Source organism: Streptomyces glomeratus (assembly GCF_021462825.1).
Classification (GTDB): domain Bacteria; phylum Actinomycetota; class Actinomycetes; order Streptomycetales; family Streptomycetaceae; genus Streptomyces; species Streptomyces glomeratus.
The window spans coordinates 13,992-28,399 of sequence record NZ_JAKEEB010000037.1 but is presented as its reverse complement, the minus strand read 5'-3'; the positions used below and the strand labels follow the sequence as shown (position 1 = coordinate 28,399).

At 69.1% G+C, this 14,408-nt stretch carries 13 protein-coding genes; 3 read left to right on the top strand and 10 right to left on the bottom strand.

All coding sequences use genetic code 11. From position 1 onward, the window contains the following. Positions 1-31: 31 nt before the first annotated feature. The 5 genes from prcB to arc all read right to left on the bottom strand — a co-directional run bounded on the left by prcB (position 32) and on the right by arc (position 5,250). On the bottom strand, positions 32-877 hold the full coding sequence (prcB, locus tag LZ604_RS29755; RefSeq protein WP_234518899.1) for a proteasome subunit beta: 846 nt from the start codon (positions 875-877) through the stop codon (positions 32-34). Continuing rightward, entirely contained in the window at positions 829-1,275 is a 447-nt protein-coding gene (locus LZ604_RS35850; protein WP_308283685.1) for an endonuclease domain-containing protein, read from the bottom strand. The genes prcB and LZ604_RS35850 overlap by 49 nt, the downstream gene beginning before the upstream one ends. Positions 1,276-1,339: 64 nt before the next feature. Then, entirely contained in the window at positions 1,340-1,558 is a 219-nt protein-coding gene (locus LZ604_RS29745) for a ubiquitin-like protein Pup (RefSeq protein WP_234518940.1), read from the bottom strand. A gap of 180 nt (positions 1,559-1,738) precedes the next feature. Beyond that, a complete protein-coding gene (gene dop / locus LZ604_RS29740) occupies positions 1,739-3,250 on the bottom strand; it encodes a depupylase/deamidase Dop (RefSeq protein WP_344411833.1) in 1,512 nt (503 codons plus the stop codon). A 233-nt stretch (positions 3,251-3,483) separates the two neighbouring features. Then, positions 3,484-5,250 (bottom strand): proteasome ATPase, encoded by a 1,767-nt coding sequence (gene arc, locus LZ604_RS29735; protein ID WP_234518897.1) that lies wholly within the window; start codon positions 5,248-5,250, stop codon positions 3,484-3,486. Between the two features lie 246 nt (positions 5,251-5,496). Between arc and LZ604_RS29730 the strand changes: the two genes are divergently transcribed. Beyond that, positions 5,497-5,799 carry a ferredoxin gene (locus tag LZ604_RS29730; protein ID WP_234518896.1) on the top strand — a complete coding sequence of 101 codons (303 nt, stop codon included), beginning with the start codon at positions 5,497-5,499 and terminating at the stop codon, positions 5,797-5,799. Between the two features lie 115 nt (positions 5,800-5,914). Here LZ604_RS29730 and LZ604_RS29725 read toward each other — a convergent pair whose 3' ends face one another. The 3 genes from LZ604_RS29725 to LZ604_RS29715 all read right to left on the bottom strand — a co-directional run bounded on the left by LZ604_RS29725 (position 5,915) and on the right by LZ604_RS29715 (position 9,179). Beyond that, positions 5,915-6,490 (bottom strand): hypothetical protein, encoded by a 576-nt coding sequence (locus LZ604_RS29725; protein ID WP_234518895.1) that lies wholly within the window; start codon positions 6,488-6,490, stop codon positions 5,915-5,917. A gap of 212 nt (positions 6,491-6,702) precedes the next feature. Further along, a complete protein-coding gene (locus LZ604_RS29720; protein ID WP_234518893.1) occupies positions 6,703-7,608 on the bottom strand; it encodes a tRNA (adenine-N1)-methyltransferase in 906 nt (301 codons plus the stop codon). 56 nt (positions 7,609-7,664) lie between these two features. Beyond that, positions 7,665-9,179, bottom strand: a complete 1,515-nt coding sequence (locus tag LZ604_RS29715) for a site-2 protease family protein (RefSeq protein WP_234518891.1) — start codon at positions 9,177-9,179, stop codon at positions 7,665-7,667. A gap of 209 nt (positions 9,180-9,388) precedes the next feature. Here LZ604_RS29715 and LZ604_RS29710 point away from each other — a divergent pair, with 209 nt between their 5' ends. Beyond that, positions 9,389-10,333, top strand: a complete 945-nt coding sequence (locus LZ604_RS29710; protein WP_234518889.1) for a RecB family exonuclease — start codon at positions 9,389-9,391, stop codon at positions 10,331-10,333. A gap of 14 nt (positions 10,334-10,347) precedes the next feature. Next, complete coding sequence (locus LZ604_RS29705; RefSeq protein ID WP_234518887.1) at positions 10,348-11,019, top strand: response regulator; 672 nt, start codon at positions 10,348-10,350, stop codon at positions 11,017-11,019. 43 nt (positions 11,020-11,062) lie between these two features. Here LZ604_RS29705 and LZ604_RS29700 read toward each other — a convergent pair whose 3' ends face one another. Further along, a complete protein-coding gene (locus LZ604_RS29700; protein ID WP_234518938.1) occupies positions 11,063-12,646 on the bottom strand; it encodes an ABC transporter substrate-binding protein in 1,584 nt (527 codons plus the stop codon). Positions 12,647-12,781: 135 nt separating this feature from the next. Further along, on the bottom strand, positions 12,782-14,386 hold the full coding sequence (locus LZ604_RS29695; RefSeq protein ID WP_234518885.1) for an ABC transporter substrate-binding protein: 1,605 nt from the start codon (positions 14,384-14,386) through the stop codon (positions 12,782-12,784). Positions 14,387-14,408: the final 22 nt, after the last annotated feature.

Sequence of the window (14,408 nt, the reverse complement as noted above, 5' to 3'; positions counted from 1 at the left end):
TCGATCACCTTGATAACAGCCGGGACCGGCGTCAGAGCAGGGCGGCCTTCGGACCGTCCGGCTGCTCGAGCCGACGCTGCAGGATCGCCCGGGCGATCTCACCCGCCTCGTCCTCGGTCAGCCGGCGGAAACCGTCCTCGGTGATCACGGTGACGACCGGATAGATCCGGCGGGCGACATCGGGACCACCGGTCGCCGAGTCGTCGTCTGCCGCGTCATACAGGGCCTGGACCACCAGGGTCGTGGCCTGCTCCTCGGTCAGATCCTCACGGAAGAGCTTCTTCAGGGCCCCCCGCGCGAAGATCGAGCCGGAGCCCGTGGCCGCGTAGCCGTGCTCCTCGGAGCGGCCGCCCGTCACGTCGTACGAGAAGATACGGCCCTTGTCCCGGTCCACGTCGTAGCCGGCGAAGAGCGGGACCACGGCCAGGCCCTGCATCGCCATGCCGAGGTTGGAACGGATCATGGTCGACAGGCGGTTGGCCTTGCCCTCCAGGGACAGCTGCGCACCCTCGACCTTCTCGAAGTGCTCCAGCTCCAGCTGGAACAGCTTCACCATCTCCACGGCGAGACCGGCCGTGCCGGCGATCCCCACCGCGGAGTACTCGTCCGCCGGGAAGACCTTTTCGATGTCCCGCTGGGCGATCACATTCCCCATGGTCGCGCGACGGTCACCCGCGAGCACGACGCCCCCCGGGAACGTCGTGGCCACGATCGTCGTGCCGTGCGGGGCGGCGATCACACCCTGGGTCGGCGGCAGCTGGCGCTTGCCGGGCAGCAGCTCGGGCTGGTGCTCGGCGAGGAAGTCCATGAAGGACGACGAGCCAGGCGTCAGGAAGGCGGCCGGTAGACGCCCGGTGCTACGAGGGTTGGCTTCCACGCGTTTCCTTCCAGGTAGTCGGCAGCTCGGTATATCGCTTCGGGGGCGTCCCCCAACAGGCCGAGGCCGGAATTGCAGTTGAAGCACAGTACGCCACGGACCCTACCCGTCTCATGACAGTGATCAACCTGGGTCGCCGGCGTCACCGGACGGACACGGCAGGCACCTCCCCGGGAGGCGATCGGCTGGTCATGTTCGGCTTCGGTGAGGCCGTGCTCTTGTGGCCTTGCGGCACAGCTCCAGGCAGCGGAACCGTCCTGCCCATGGGTCCGCCGACGCCTGAGATCCGATTCAGCCCCGCATGCACGGCAGTGGTGCCGCAAGCCGTCGGGAGCGGCCCTCCCGACGGCGAAGGCTGCGTGCGGCTTGAACTCGCCGCACCGCCCGCAGCGCTTCACCTCCGGCCTGTTCGCCAACCCTGACCCTCGCCACACACACCTTCGAATCGAAGGGAAAAGCAGTCTACTGCCCGCCCTTTTGCACGAAGGAGCGCACGAAGTCCTCAGCGTTTTCCTCGAGGACGTCGTCGATTTCGTCCAGGACGGAGTCCACGTCGTCGCTCAGCTTCTCGTGCCGTTCCTTGAGGTCGCCCTGGGCCTGCGCGTCCTGCGCCTGCTCCTCGGTCTCCTCGGTGGAGCGCGTGGCCTTCTGCTGTCCGCCGCCGGTGTCCTTGGTCGCCATAACCCTCACCCCGCTCAGTTCGCCCGACATGGTCGGCATTCCTGCCGATCGGTGATGATCAGACCCTACAAGCCCGGTCTGACATCGGCCCCGTAGTTGCTCCAACGTACGGGGACCGCCTCGATGATTCCCGGGCACCGGGTCTTACTACCCTGCCCGGTGGAGCCGCCCGGTACCCGTTCAGCCGCCCGAGAGCACCCTGACCAGGTCTTCCGCCGTACGGCAGCGATCCAGGAGCTCCTTGACGTGATTACGCGTTCCGCGAAGCGGTTCGAGGGTTGGGACGCGCTGCAGGGAGTCCCGGCCCGGGAGGTCGAAGATCACCGAGTCCCAGGACGCCGCCGCCACGTCATCGGCGTACTGCTCGAGGCAGCGGCCGCGGAAGTAGGCACGCGTGTCCTCTGGCGGCTTGGTGCGGGCCCTCTCGACCTCGGACTCGTCCAGGAGCCTCTTCATGCGGCCACGGGCCGCCAGGCGGTTGTAGAGGCCCTTCTCGGCCCGCACGTCGGCGTACTGGAGGTCCACCAGGTGGAGCCGGGCGGCGTCCCAGTCGAGGCCGTCGCGGCGCCGGTACCCCTCCATGAGCTCCCGTTTGGCGACCCAGTCCAGTTCGCAGGCCAGGCTCATGGGGTCCCGCTCCAGGCGGTTCAGCGTGTCCTCCCAGCGGGCCAGCACGTCTTTGGTCTGGTCGTCGGCATCGGCGCCGAAGCGCTCCTCGACGTATTTGCGCGACAGCTCGTAGTACTCCATCTGGAGCTGCACGGCGGTGAGCGTGCGGCCGCTGCGGAGGGTGACGAGGCGCTTCAGACCGGGGTCGTGGGAGACCTGGTGGAGGGTGCGTACGGGCTGGTCGACGGCGAGGTCGACGGCGATGAAGCCGTCCTCGATCATCGACAGGACCAGGGCGGTCGTGCCCAGCTTGAGGTAGGTCGAGATCTCCGACAGGTTCGCGTCCCCGATGATCACGTGGAGGCGGCGGTATTTCTCCGCGTCCGCGTGGGGTTCGTCCCGTGTGTTGATGATGGGCCGTTTGAGTGTCGTCTCGAGGCCGACCTCGACTTCGAAGTAGTCGGCGCGCTGGCTGAGCTGGAAGCCGTGTTCGTGACCGTCCTGGCCGATGCCGACGCGTCCGGCGCCGGCGAAGACCTGGCGCGAGACGAAGAAGGGCGTGAGGTGGCGCACGATGTCCGAGAAGGGGGTTTCCCGCTTCATCAGGTAGTTCTCGTGCGTGCCGTAGGAGGCGCCCTTGTTGTCGGTGTTGTTCTTGTAGAGGTGGATCGGCTGGGCTCCGGGAAGCTGGGCGGCCCGTTCCGCGGCTTCCGCCATGATCCGTTCGCCGGCCTTGTCCCAGAGGACGGCGTCCCGGGGGTTGGTCACCTCGGGGGCGCTGTATTCGGGGTGTGCGTGGTCGACGTACAGTCGCGCGCCGTTGGTGAGGATCACGTTGGCCAGACCGATGTCCTCGTCGGTGAGCTGGCTGGCGTCGGCGGCCTCGCGGGCGAGGTCGAAGCCTCGCGCGTCCCGCAGCGGGTTCTCCTCCTCGAAGTCCCAGCGGGCCCGGCGGGCCCGGTGCATCGCCGCCGCGTAGGCGTTGACGATCTGGGATGAGGTGAGCATGGCATTGGCGTTGGGGTGGCCGGGGACGGAGATGCCGTACTCCGTCTCGATGCCCATTACTCGCCGTACGGTCATGCGGCCCTCCTTGCCAGGCGGCGCCCTCGGTCGGGGGCGGCGCTCAAGTACCGCTGGTGCTCCGGTGCGCGTGCGGTGCCCGTCCCCGCACGGCGCGACGCGGCGGTACGAAAGAGCCTAGAACGCCTTTGCGCTGGTGGGGAGATCATTTGCGTCATTGCCTTGCTCCGGCCGTGTCCGGAAATGCGTCGGCTGCGGGTACCCGATGAGGGCACCCGCAGCCGCCCTGCGCTTTACAGGTACTGACCGGTGTTTGCCACCGTGTCGATGGAGCGTCCGGTGTCTGCGCCTTGCTTTCCGGTGATCAGGGTGCGGATGTAGACGATCCGCTCGCCCTTCTTTCCGGAGATCCGTGCCCAGTCGTCGGGGTTGGTGGTGTTGGGCAGGTCCTCGTTCTCCTTGAACTCGTCCACACACGCCTGGAGGAGGTGGGAGACCCTGAGGCCCTTCTGGTTGTGTTCGAGGAAGTCCTTGATCGCCATTTTCTTGGCGCGGCCGACAATATTTTCGATCATGGCGCCGGAGTTGAAGTCCTTGAAGTACAGGACCTCCTTGTCGCCGTTTGCGTAGGTGACCTCGAGGAAGCGGTTCTCGTCGGACTCGGCGTACATCTGTTCCACGGCGGTCTGGATCATGCCCTGGACGGTGGCGCCCTTGTCGCCTCCGTGCTCGCTGACGTCGTCGGCGTGCAGGGGGAGGCTCTCGGTGAGGTACTTCCCGAAGATGTCCTTGGCCGCTTCGGCGTCCGGGCGTTCGATCTTGATCTTCACGTCGAGGCGGCCGGGGCGCAGGATCGCGGGGTCGATCATGTCCTCGCGGTTGGATGCGCCGATGACGACCACGTTCTGCAGTCCTTCGACGCCGTCGATCTCGGCGAGCAGCTGGGGGACGATGGTGTTCTCCACGTCCGAGCTGACGCCGGAGCCGCGGGTGCGGAAGAGGGACTCCATCTCGTCGAAGAAGACGATGACGGGGGTGCCCTCGCCGGCCTTCTCCCGGGCTCGCTGGAAGACGAGGCGGATCTGCCGCTCGGTCTCGCCGACGTACTTGTTCAGGAGCTCGGGGCCCTTGATGTTGAGGAAGAAGCTCTTGCCCGCGGCCTGGCCGGTCACCTCGGCGACCTTCTTGGCCAGGGAGTTGGCCACGGCTTTGGCGATGAGGGTCTTTCCGCATCCGGGGGGCCCGTACAGCAGGACGCCCTTGGGCGGCCGCAGTTCGTGCTCCTTGAAGAGATCGGGGTAGAGGTAGGGGAGCTCGACCGCGTCACGGATGGCCTCGATCTGGCCAGCGAGGCCGCCGATCTGCTCATAGCCGATGTCGGGGACCTCTTCGAGGACGAGTTCCTCGACTTCGCTCTTCGGCACGACTTCGTAGACATAGCCGGAGCGGGGTTCGAGCAGGAGGGCGTCGCCGGGGCGGATGGTGACGTCCAGCAGCGGCTCGGCGAGCCGTACCACCCGTTCCTCGTCGGTGTGCCCGAGCACCAGGGCGCGCTCGCCGTCCTCGAGGACTTCCTTGAGGGTGACGATGTCCCCGACGCGCTCGAACTCCATGGCCTCGACCACGTTGAGCGCTTCGTTGAGCATCAGTTCCTGGCCGCGGCGGAGCTCGTCGAGTTCCACACTGGGGCTGACGTTCACCCGGAGCTTGCGGCCCCCGGTGAAGATGTCGGCGGTGCCGTCCTCGTTCGCCTGCAGGAAGACACCGAAGCCGGCCGGCGGCTGGGCGAGCCGGTCGACTTCCTCCTTGAGGGCCACGATCTGGTCGCGGGCCTCACGGAGCGTGTTGGCGAGCCGCTCGTTCTGTGCGGACACGCCGGCCAGGTTGGTCTGCAACTCGACGATCCGCTCTTCGAGAATCCTCGTGTGTCGCGGAGAGTCGGCGAGCTTGCGTCGCAGGACGGCGATCTCCTGCTCAAGGTAGGCGATCTGCCCGGCCGGGTCCTCGGACCCTCGTCCCGGGCGGATGCCGCGGTTAATGTCGTCGTCGTGGGCTGCCACGGTCCTCACCTCCTCCAAGGGGAGCTGGACGCTTCCAGACCCTACCTGGGTGGGTGTCGATTGAAACCCCTAGATCACAAAGACTGTCGGGGTGTGTCCGATCTTCACCCTTGCGCTCTCCCTCACGCCAGGGGAATACCCACCGAACATGATTGGGAAGCCGCCGAAGGTAGGCTCGGGGTGTTCAACACCCGTCAGGGCTCGCCGGATTCCCGGGGCGGCTCTGCGCAGGAAACGGCAGGAGAGATGACCGTGCAGCAGGCCGGAGTCGACGGCGAGGCGCTGGAGGTCTGGATCGACCAGGATCTGTGTACCGGTGACGGCATCTGTGCCCAGTACGCGCCCGAGGTGTTCGAGCTGGACATCGACGGCCTGGCCTATGTGAAGGGGCCGGACGACGAGCTTCTGCAGGCCCCGGGGGCCACAACCCCCGTGCCGCTGCCGCTTCTCACGGATGTGGTGGACTCGGCGCGGGAGTGTCCCGGTGAGTGCATCCATGTGCGCCGGGTTTCGGACAGGGTGGAGGTCTTCGGCCCGGACGCCGAGTGATCGTACGACCACAGACTGTCATTCATGTCTGTTTTCTCACACCGCGTTCGCCCGGTCGACGTCCGGGTGCCCCCGGGCGGCCATGGGCCGCGGGTCCGGGAAGCGGTGACGCGGGTCACACGGACCGGGGGGCGGAGGCGGTGGAGCGGATGAACGCGCCGCCCTTCCACTGCCATTCGGCGGAGTCCTTCACGTCGGGGCAGCAACTCGGTACGTCGGGCGAGGAGTAGCCGAGCAGGGTCGCGGCGACGGCGGCGCCGTGGACGGCGAAGCCGGTGACCGTGAGGCGGTCCTTGGGGTCGACGAGGGTGGCGACGACCCGGGGTTCGGTGCGGTCGGCGCCCTGGGTCAGGACGTAGACGCCGTCGGGCGGGGTGCCCATGCTCGCGTCGCAGTGGACGACGGCCACGGTCTCGGGGCGGCCGTCGCCGTCGAGGTCGCCGGTGGCTTTCTTCTCGACGAGGAGTCGGGTGGGGCCGCAGTCGAGGGGGAAGCGGGCCTTGGCGGGGTCGGGGGGCACGACCGCGGCCGGGGCTGCCTTGGTGCGGGCCTGGGGCTGGGCCGCGGTCGCGGAGCCGGGCTGCAACAGGGAGGTCAGGGCGACCACGCCGGAGACTGCGGCCGCGGTGGCGACCCAGTGGATGGGTCGGGTGGTGGTGTGCGCGAGTTCCGGAACGGCGGGGTGCTGCACGAGAGAAGTGTCTCCTGTGAGGGCTGTGCCGGTGGGTGCCCCGCATCGTGCCACACGTCACAGTGCGGCGGAACGGCGGGGCGCACTTCTGGTGGTGGGTCAAGTTCCGGATAGCGCGGAGGCATCAACGCAAGAGCGCCGTGGCCGAGTTCCGCGGGAGGTGCGGGAACTCGACCACGGCGCTCTTGCGTTGCCTGTGGTGCGCGGCCGTCTCAGCGGCCGGCGGCGCCTGCGTCGGCGTTGGGGCCGGCGTAGTCCTCGCCGTAGGCGCCCTTGGCGGGGCGGCGGCGGCGCATGGGCGGCTCGACGCCGTCGGCGAGGCGCCGGGCGGTGAGGAGGAAGCCGGTGTGACCGATCATCCGGTGGTCGGGGCGGACGGCCAGGCCCTCGATGTGCCAGTTGCGGATCATCGTCTCCCAGGCGGTCGGCTCGTTGAAGCAGCCGATCTCGCGGATGGACTCGACGGTGCGCGCGAGCTGGGTGGTGGTGGCCACGTAGCAGCACAGGATGCCGCCGGGGACGAGCGCCTTGGAGACGGCCTCCAGGCACTCCCAGGGGGCGAGCATGTCCAGGATGACTCGGTCGACGTCGGTGTCGCTCAGGTTGTCCTGGAGGTCGCCGACGGTGAGCTGCCAGGCGGGGTGGGGGCCGCCGAAGTAGCGTTCGACGTTGGCCTGTGCGATCTCGGCGAAGTCGGCGCGGCGCTCGTAGCTGTGGAGCATGCCCTGGTCGCCGATGGCGCGCAGCAGGAAGCTGCTGAGCGAGCCGGAGCCGACGCCGGCCTCCACGACGCGAGCGCCGGGGAAGATGTCGGCGAAGGCGAGGATCTGCCCCGCGTCCTTGGGGTAGACGACGGCCGCCCCGCGGGGCATGGACAGGACGTAGTCGGGGAGCAGGGGGCGCAGCGCGAGGTAGGCGACGTTCCCGGTGGTGCGGACAACGCTGCCCTCGGGAGCGCCGATCAGTTCGTCGTGCGGGAAGGAACCCTTGTGGGTGTGGAAGTTCTTCCCCGCTTCGAGCGTGAACGTGTAGTGGCGGCCCTTGGGATCGGTCAGCTGTACCTGGTCCCCGACCTTGAAGGGCCCGCGACGGCGGGCGGCACCGGTCGGTTCGGACATGTGACCAGCCTACCGGTCCCGGCAGGGGCCGCCGACCACGCCGAGGGGCCGGGACTTCAGCTCGGGCGGGCCATGGCCTTCACGAAGGCGCGCTCGACGTCCGCGGCGGACAGGACGCCGTAGATCTCGCCGTTCTCCTCGACGACGAGATATTCGGTCGCGGGGTTGGCGCGCAGGGCTTCGAGGAGGTCTTCGCCCGCGAGTTCCGCGGAGACGCGCATGCCGTCGGTGAGCTCCTGGGCGAGTTCGCTGGCGTAGACCCAGGGGCGGCGGTGATCGGGTACGCCGGCGATGGCGGACTCACGCACGAGCGAGAGGGGCCGTCCCTGGCCGTCGACGACGACGAGGGCTCGGGCGCCGGCGGCGTTGGCGCGGCGCAGGGCCTCGGACAGGGAAGTGTTGGTCTCCACCGGGACCGCGCGGCGGGTGAGAGTACGGGCCCGCAGCTCGGGAAGGTGTTCGCGCAGGCGGGCCGCGCGGAGGCTGTTGCCGGCGCCGGTCCAGATGATGGCGGCGAGGATGGCGGCGAGCAGGGCGTCGGTGACCGTGTCCATGCCGACGTTGTCCTCGGCGGTGGTGCCGAGGGCGCCGGACTGGGTGAGCAGCGGCAGGCCGATCAGGACCGAGATGGCGAGGGCGCGGCCGACCCAGGCGGCTGCGACGGTGCCGCTCATCGGCCTGCCGGTGATCTTCCAGACGACGGCGCGCAGCATGCGGCCGCCGTCGAGGGGAAGGCCGGGGAGCAGGTTGAAGGCGGCCACGATGAGGTTGGAGATCATCAGGCCGGCCAGCAGGACGCCGGGGACGGTGCCGGGCTGGACGGTCTGCACGGCGAGGTAGAAGATCCCGGCGAGGGCGAGGGACAGCAGGGGGCCCACGAACGCCAGGACGAACTCCCGGCCCGGGGTCTCGGCCTCTTTCTCGATCTCGGAAACGCCGCCGAAGAACTGGAGCTGGATGCGGCGCACCGGCAGTTTGAAGCGGAGGGCCGCGACGGTGTGGGCGAGTTCGTGGACGAGGACCGAGGCGTAGAAGGCGACGGCGAAGAAGAGGGAGACGAGGTAGCGGGCGGCGCCGAGCTGGGGCAGCACGCGGTCGAGCTGACCGCCGAACACCCAGGTGATCAGGGCGGCGACGAGGAACCAGCTGGGGGCGACGTAGACGGGGACACCGAAGGGCCGCCCCATGAGGATGCCGCCGCCGGGTTCCCTGGAGCGCTGCGGGGGGCGGCCCCTGCCGAAGCCTCCCGCGTGGGCGTGGCTGCGGGCGGAGGAGGCGTCGGCGGGGTGTCCTGCGGAAGCGGGCTCGGTGTCGTCCCCGTCGGCTTGGGCCGGCCGGGCGGTGCCGTCGTCCGTGGGAGTCGGCGGTTCGCCGCCCACCGGGGTCTGTGCGGGCTGCGCGTCCGGCACCGCGTCCGCCGTCTCCTCGGACGAGGTCGGCCCGGTCGACGGGCGGCCGCGGTCCTTCTCGGGGTCTGCGGCGTCGGCGGGCCGTGCCGTGGGGGGTGCCTCGCGGTCGGTCGCCCCGCCGTTGCCGGGGCGCGGCCGTCCGCTCCCGCCGCTCTCGTCCACGATGTCCCCTCGATCGAAGCGTCTCCCCGGCCCGGTTGTGCCGGGTGGGAGGGTCTGGGTCGATGGTATTCGGCCGTCGGGCCGTGTTCCGCCCCGGCACCCCCTCTGTTTTCCCGGCCGTGGCGGGCACCGCTCGGGTCGGCGCCCGGTGCGGCCCGGCCGGGGCGCGGCTGTGTCACTGTCAGTGGCGGGCCGTATGGTCTGTGGGCATGGATACCAGCACCGACGGCTCCGCCCGGCCATCCGCCGTGGCCGCCGCGCCTCCGGAGTCCCTGTCGCCGTCGCGCGCCGGTGACTTCATGCAGTGTCCGCTTCTGTACCGCTTCCGGGTGATCGACAAACTGCCGGAGAAGCCGAGCGAGGCGGCGACCCGGGGCACGCTGGTGCATGCGGTGCTGGAGCGGCTGTTCGACGCGCCGGCGGTCGAGCGGACCGCGCCGCGGGCCAAGTCCCTCGTCCCGGGGCAGTGGGACCGGCTGCGGGAGGCCAGGCCCGAGGTCGAGGAGCTGTTCGCGGACGATCCTGGCGGTGAGCGGCTGGCGCGCTGGCTGGGCGAGGCCGAGCAGCTCGTCGAGCGCTGGTTCACTCTGGAGGACCCGACCCGCCTGGAGCCCGCCGAGCGGGAGCTGTTTCTCGAGGCCGAGCTGGAGTCCGGGCTGAAGCTGCGCGGGATCATCGACCGCGTCGATGTCGCGCCCACGGGCGAGGTGCGGATCGTCGACTACAAGACCGGCAAGGCGCCCCGGCCCGAGTACGCCGAGGGCGCGCTGTTCCAGATGAAGTTCTACGCCCTGGTGGTGTGGCGGCTGAAGAAGGTCGTCCCCCGGCGGTTGCAGCTGGTCTATCTCGGCAGTGGCGACGTGGTGACCTACGACCCGGTGCCCGCCGATCTGGAGCGTGTCGAGCGCAAACTGCTCGCGCTGTGGGAGGCGATCCGGCTGGCGACCCGCACGGGCGACTGGCGGCCGCGCCCGACCAAGCTGTGCGGCTGGTGCGACCATCAGGCCGTGTGCCCGGAGTTCGGCGGCACTCCCCCGCCCTATCCGCTGCCGGTGCGCGCTGACGGTGGGGCCGCTGCCGGGCAGGCGCCGTCGGCGGTGGTCAGGGCGCCCGAAGCGGCTGGCGACGAGCAGGGCAGAATGGGGCCGGACTAGCGAAGGAGACTTACGTGGCCATCCGCGTCCTACTGGTCGACGACCAGCCGCTGCTGCGCACGGGCTTCCGGATGATCCTTGAGGCCGAGCCGGACATCGCGGTCGTCGGCGAGGCCGGAGACGGCCTCCAGGCGCTCGACCAGGTGCGTGCGCTGCAGCCCGATGTGGTGCTGATGGACATCCGCATGCCGCGGATGGACGGGGTGGAGGCGACCCGGCAGATCACCGGGCCCGGGCGGGACGGCCCGGCGAAGGTGCTGGTGCTGACCACCTTCGATCTGGACGAGTACGTGGTGGAGGCGTTGCGCGCCGGTGCCAGCGGGTTCCTCCTCAAGGACGCCCCCGCCGACGAGCTGGTGCAGGCGATCCGTGTGGTCGCGGCGGGCGAGGCCATGCTCGCTCCGAGCATCACGCGCCGCCTCCTGGACAAGTACGCGGGACATCTGCCGTCCGGGGACGAGCCGGTTCCGGACACGCTGCACACCCTCACCGAGCGCGAGGTGGAGGTGCTGAAGCTGGTGGCGCGGGGCCTGTCCAACGCGGAGATCGCCGCCGACCTGTTCGTCAGCGAGACCACGGTGAAGACGCACGTCGGTCATGTGCTCACGAAGCTGGGGCTGCGGGACCGGGTGCAGGCCGCGGTGTACGCGTACGAGAGCGGGCTGGTGCGCCCGGGCGCGCAGTAGCCGCGGCCCCGGCCGCCCGGGGCCCGCGTTCGCACGGTGTCGCTCAGCCCTTGCTGATCTCCCAGAACCGGAAGACGGTCGAGGCGTCGAGGCAGTACTCGAGGCCGTAGACGTCGTCGCGCGCGACGGCGTACTGCTTGGCCTGCCAGACGGGGATGACGGGGACGTCCTCGGCGACGATGTCCTGGAGCCGGCTGTAGTCGGCGTCGGTCGCCGAACGGTCGCTCTCGGCGGCCGTCTTGGGGATCAGGTCGCCGGTGATCGTGCTGTTGGCGTAGTGGTTGTCCAGCACGTTGCCCTTGCCGAAGAACGGGGCGGTGAAGTTGTCGGGGTCCGGGTAGTCGGGCACCCAGCCCTTGACGTACACGCCGTACTTTCCGGCTGCGATGTCCTTCTCGTACTGGCCGAAGGGGACGGACTTGACGGTCGCCTCGAACAGCCCGCTCTCGGTGAGCTGCCGGGCGATGGTCTTCAGCTCCTCGTCGGTGGCGGGTCCGTAGCGAGAGGGGGTCGACCACAGCGTCAGCGGTACCTTGCCGGTGATGCCCGCGGCGCGCAGTGCGGCCGCGGCCCGTGCCTTCGAAGGGCGGGCGCCGTAGGCGTCGAAGAACGAGGTCTGGTGTCCGGTGATACCGGCGGGGATGATCGAGTAGAGCGGGGTCGCGGTGTCGTTGTAGACCTTGCTGACGAGGGCCTCGCGGTCCAGGAGGTAGGCGATGGCCTTACGGACGCCGAGCTTGCCGGCCATCGGGTCGTTCATGTTGAAGACCAGGTGCTGGACCTCGGCGCTGGAGCCTTCGACGACCTCGATTCCCCTGCCGGTGGAGGTGTCGTTGTCGATGTCGGCGATGTCGGAGGCGGCGAGACCGCGGTAGGCGAGGTCGACCTCCCGGTTCAGCAGGGCCTTCTTGAGGGCGGACTGGTCGCCGTGGAAGAACCGTATGGTGACACCGGAGTTGCGGGGCTTGACGCCGCCCCGGTAGGCGCCGTTGACGGAGAAGACGGCCTTGTCCTTGCCGAAGGAGTCCAGCTTGTAGGGGCCGGAGCCCACCGCCTGGCCGTCCTTTCGCAGGGCGTCGGCGGGGTAGACCTTGTGGTCCACGATCGCCCCGGCGCCGGAGGCTATCTTGCTGGGGAAGGTCGCGTCGGCGTACTTCAGCCGGAAGACGACCGTTTTCTCGTCCGGGGCCGCCACCGAGCCGAGCATGGGGAACATGATGGCGGGACCGGCGGAGTCGTTGATCTTCAGCATGCGGTCGAAGGAGAACTTGACGTCCTTCGAGGTGAGCGGGTCACCGTTGCTGAACTTCAGTCCGTCCTTGAGCGTGCACGAATAGACCCTGGTCTCCGTGTCGGTGAACGAGCACTGCCGGGCGGCCTCCGGCTCGGGTTCGGTGCCGCCCTTGGGAAAGCTCAGCAGGGACTGGAAGACGTTGTTGAACAGCAGCCAGGATCCGGGGTCGTAGCCGGAGGCCGGGTCGGTGGCCAGGACGTCGTCGGACATTCCCATCACGACGGGTGAGCCCGTGCCCGAGGAGTCGTCGGTCTCGGAGCCGCATCCGGCGAGCAGGCCGGCGGCCAGACCCGTGGTCACGATCAGCACCGGCAACTGGTTGCGCATGTTCACGTGCATGTGCCTTGTCTTCGGTTCTTGTTGGCCGGCTCGGATGGGCCGGACCGTGCAGGAGCCTCCGGATGGTATCGCGGACATGGCAATGGCCCCCGGGCCGGGCGGCCCGGGGGTTCGCTGGGGCGGGTGGGGTCAGTCGCTCACACCCCGGCCGAGCTCCCACAGCTGGAGCGTGGAGGAGGAGTTCATCGCGTACTCGCTGCCCGTGATGTCGTCCCGGGTGGCGACGTACTGCTTGCCCTGCCACAGCGGGAGGATCGGCACATCGTCGGCGACGATGTCCTGGATGTCGCTGAGGCTCTTCGACGCGGTGAGACGGTCGGCCTCACGCCGGGACTGCGGGATCAGGGTGTTGCGGATCTCGGTGTTGTCGTACGGCGAGCCGAGGGTGTTGTCCTTGTCGAGGAACGGCGCGAGGTAGTTGTCGGCGTCCGGGAAGTCCGGGAACCAGCCCATCCCGTAGACGTCGTACTGGCCCTTCTTCTCGGCCGGGCGGAACTTGTCCCAGGTGGCGCCCTGGATGCTGACGTCGAACAGGCCGCTGGCGTTGAGCTGCTGCTTGAGCACCCCGAACTCCTGGGCGGTGGCCGAGCCGTAGTGGTCGGTCGTGTAGTGCAGCGTCAGCTTCACCGGGGTGGTGATGTTCGCCTTGTTCAGCAGCGTGCGGGCCTTGGCCACGTTCGGGTCGCTGTACTTGTTGAAGAACGCGTTGGTGTGGCCGGTGATGGTGGCCGGGACCAGCGAGTACAGGGCCTGGGCCTCGCTGCCGTACACCTTGGAGACGAGGGCGCTGCGGTCGACGACCTGGGCCATGGCCTGGCGGACGGCCTTGCTCTTGACCGAGGAGGCATCGGTGTTGAAGCCGAGGTAGCGGATCTCGAGGCCCGGCATCTCCACGAGGTTGACCTTGCCCGTGGTGTCGTTCTGGAGCTTGCGGATCTGCTCCGGGGACATCTGGCGGGTCATGACGTCGATGTCGCCCTTGTCGAGGGCGGTGCCCATGCTGTCGGCGTCCTTGAAGGGCTCCAGAACCACCTTGTCGTTCTTGGGCGTCAGCAGGCCCTTGTAGTCGGGGTTCTTGGTGAAGGTGGCCTTGACCAGCTCGTTGTTCTGGACCTCGGCCTGCATCGTGTACGGGCCCGAGCCGTCGATCTGGAAGCCGTCGCGGAGCTTGTTCTTCTCGTAGTCCTTGGGGTCGACGATGCCGGCGACCGGCGTCGACAGCTTGAACGGGAAGGTGGCGTCCGCGGTCTTCAGGTGGAAGACGACTTCGTTGTCGCCCTGCGTCTCGACGGTGTCGATGGTGGACAGCAGTGCGAAGACGCCGCTGTCGGCCTTGATCGAGAGGGCGCGGTCGATGGAGAACTTCACGGCGGCCGCGTTGACCGGGTCGCCGTTGGAGAACTTCAGGCCGCTGCGCAGCTTGCAGGCGTAGCGCTCGTTGCCGGTGTCGGTGAAGCCGCAGCTCTCGGCGGCCTCGGGCTCGGGCTCGCCGTCACCGCGAGGCTGGACCATCAGGGTCTGCACGGTCTGGCGCAGGATGTTCCAGCTGCCGACGTCGTACGCGTACGCCGGGTCGACGGGCGCGGGCGCGTCGTTGGAGGCGGTGAACCGGTCGGTGGTTCCGACGACGATGGCGTCACCGCTCTTGCCCCCACTGTCGGACCCGCCGCAGGCAGCGAGGACGGGGGTGAGCAGACCGACGACGGCCGGCAGCACCAAAGTCTTGCGGTTCATGCTCGAGTTTCTCCAGGGCTGT

Bases quoted from the DNA above. Each gene is read 5' to 3' on its own strand.
- LZ604_RS29745 (WP_234518940.1), bottom strand. From the start codon at position 1,558: ATGGCGACCAAGGACACCGGCGGCGGACAGCAGAAGGCCACGCGCTCC.
- dop (WP_344411833.1), bottom strand. From the start codon at position 3,250: ATGACCGTACGGCGAGTAATGGGCATCGAGACGGAGTACGGCATCTCC.
- LZ604_RS29730 (WP_234518896.1), top strand. From the start codon at position 5,497: ATGACCGTGCAGCAGGCCGGAGTCGACGGCGAGGCGCTGGAGGTCTGG.
- LZ604_RS29720 (WP_234518893.1), bottom strand. From the start codon at position 7,608: ATGTCCGAACCGACCGGTGCCGCCCGCCGTCGCGGGCCCTTCAAGGTC.
- LZ604_RS29710 (WP_234518889.1), top strand. From the start codon at position 9,389: ATGGATACCAGCACCGACGGCTCCGCCCGGCCATCCGCCGTGGCCGCC.
- LZ604_RS29695 (WP_234518885.1), bottom strand. From the start codon at position 14,386: ATGAACCGCAAGACTTTGGTGCTGCCGGCCGTCGTCGGTCTGCTCACC.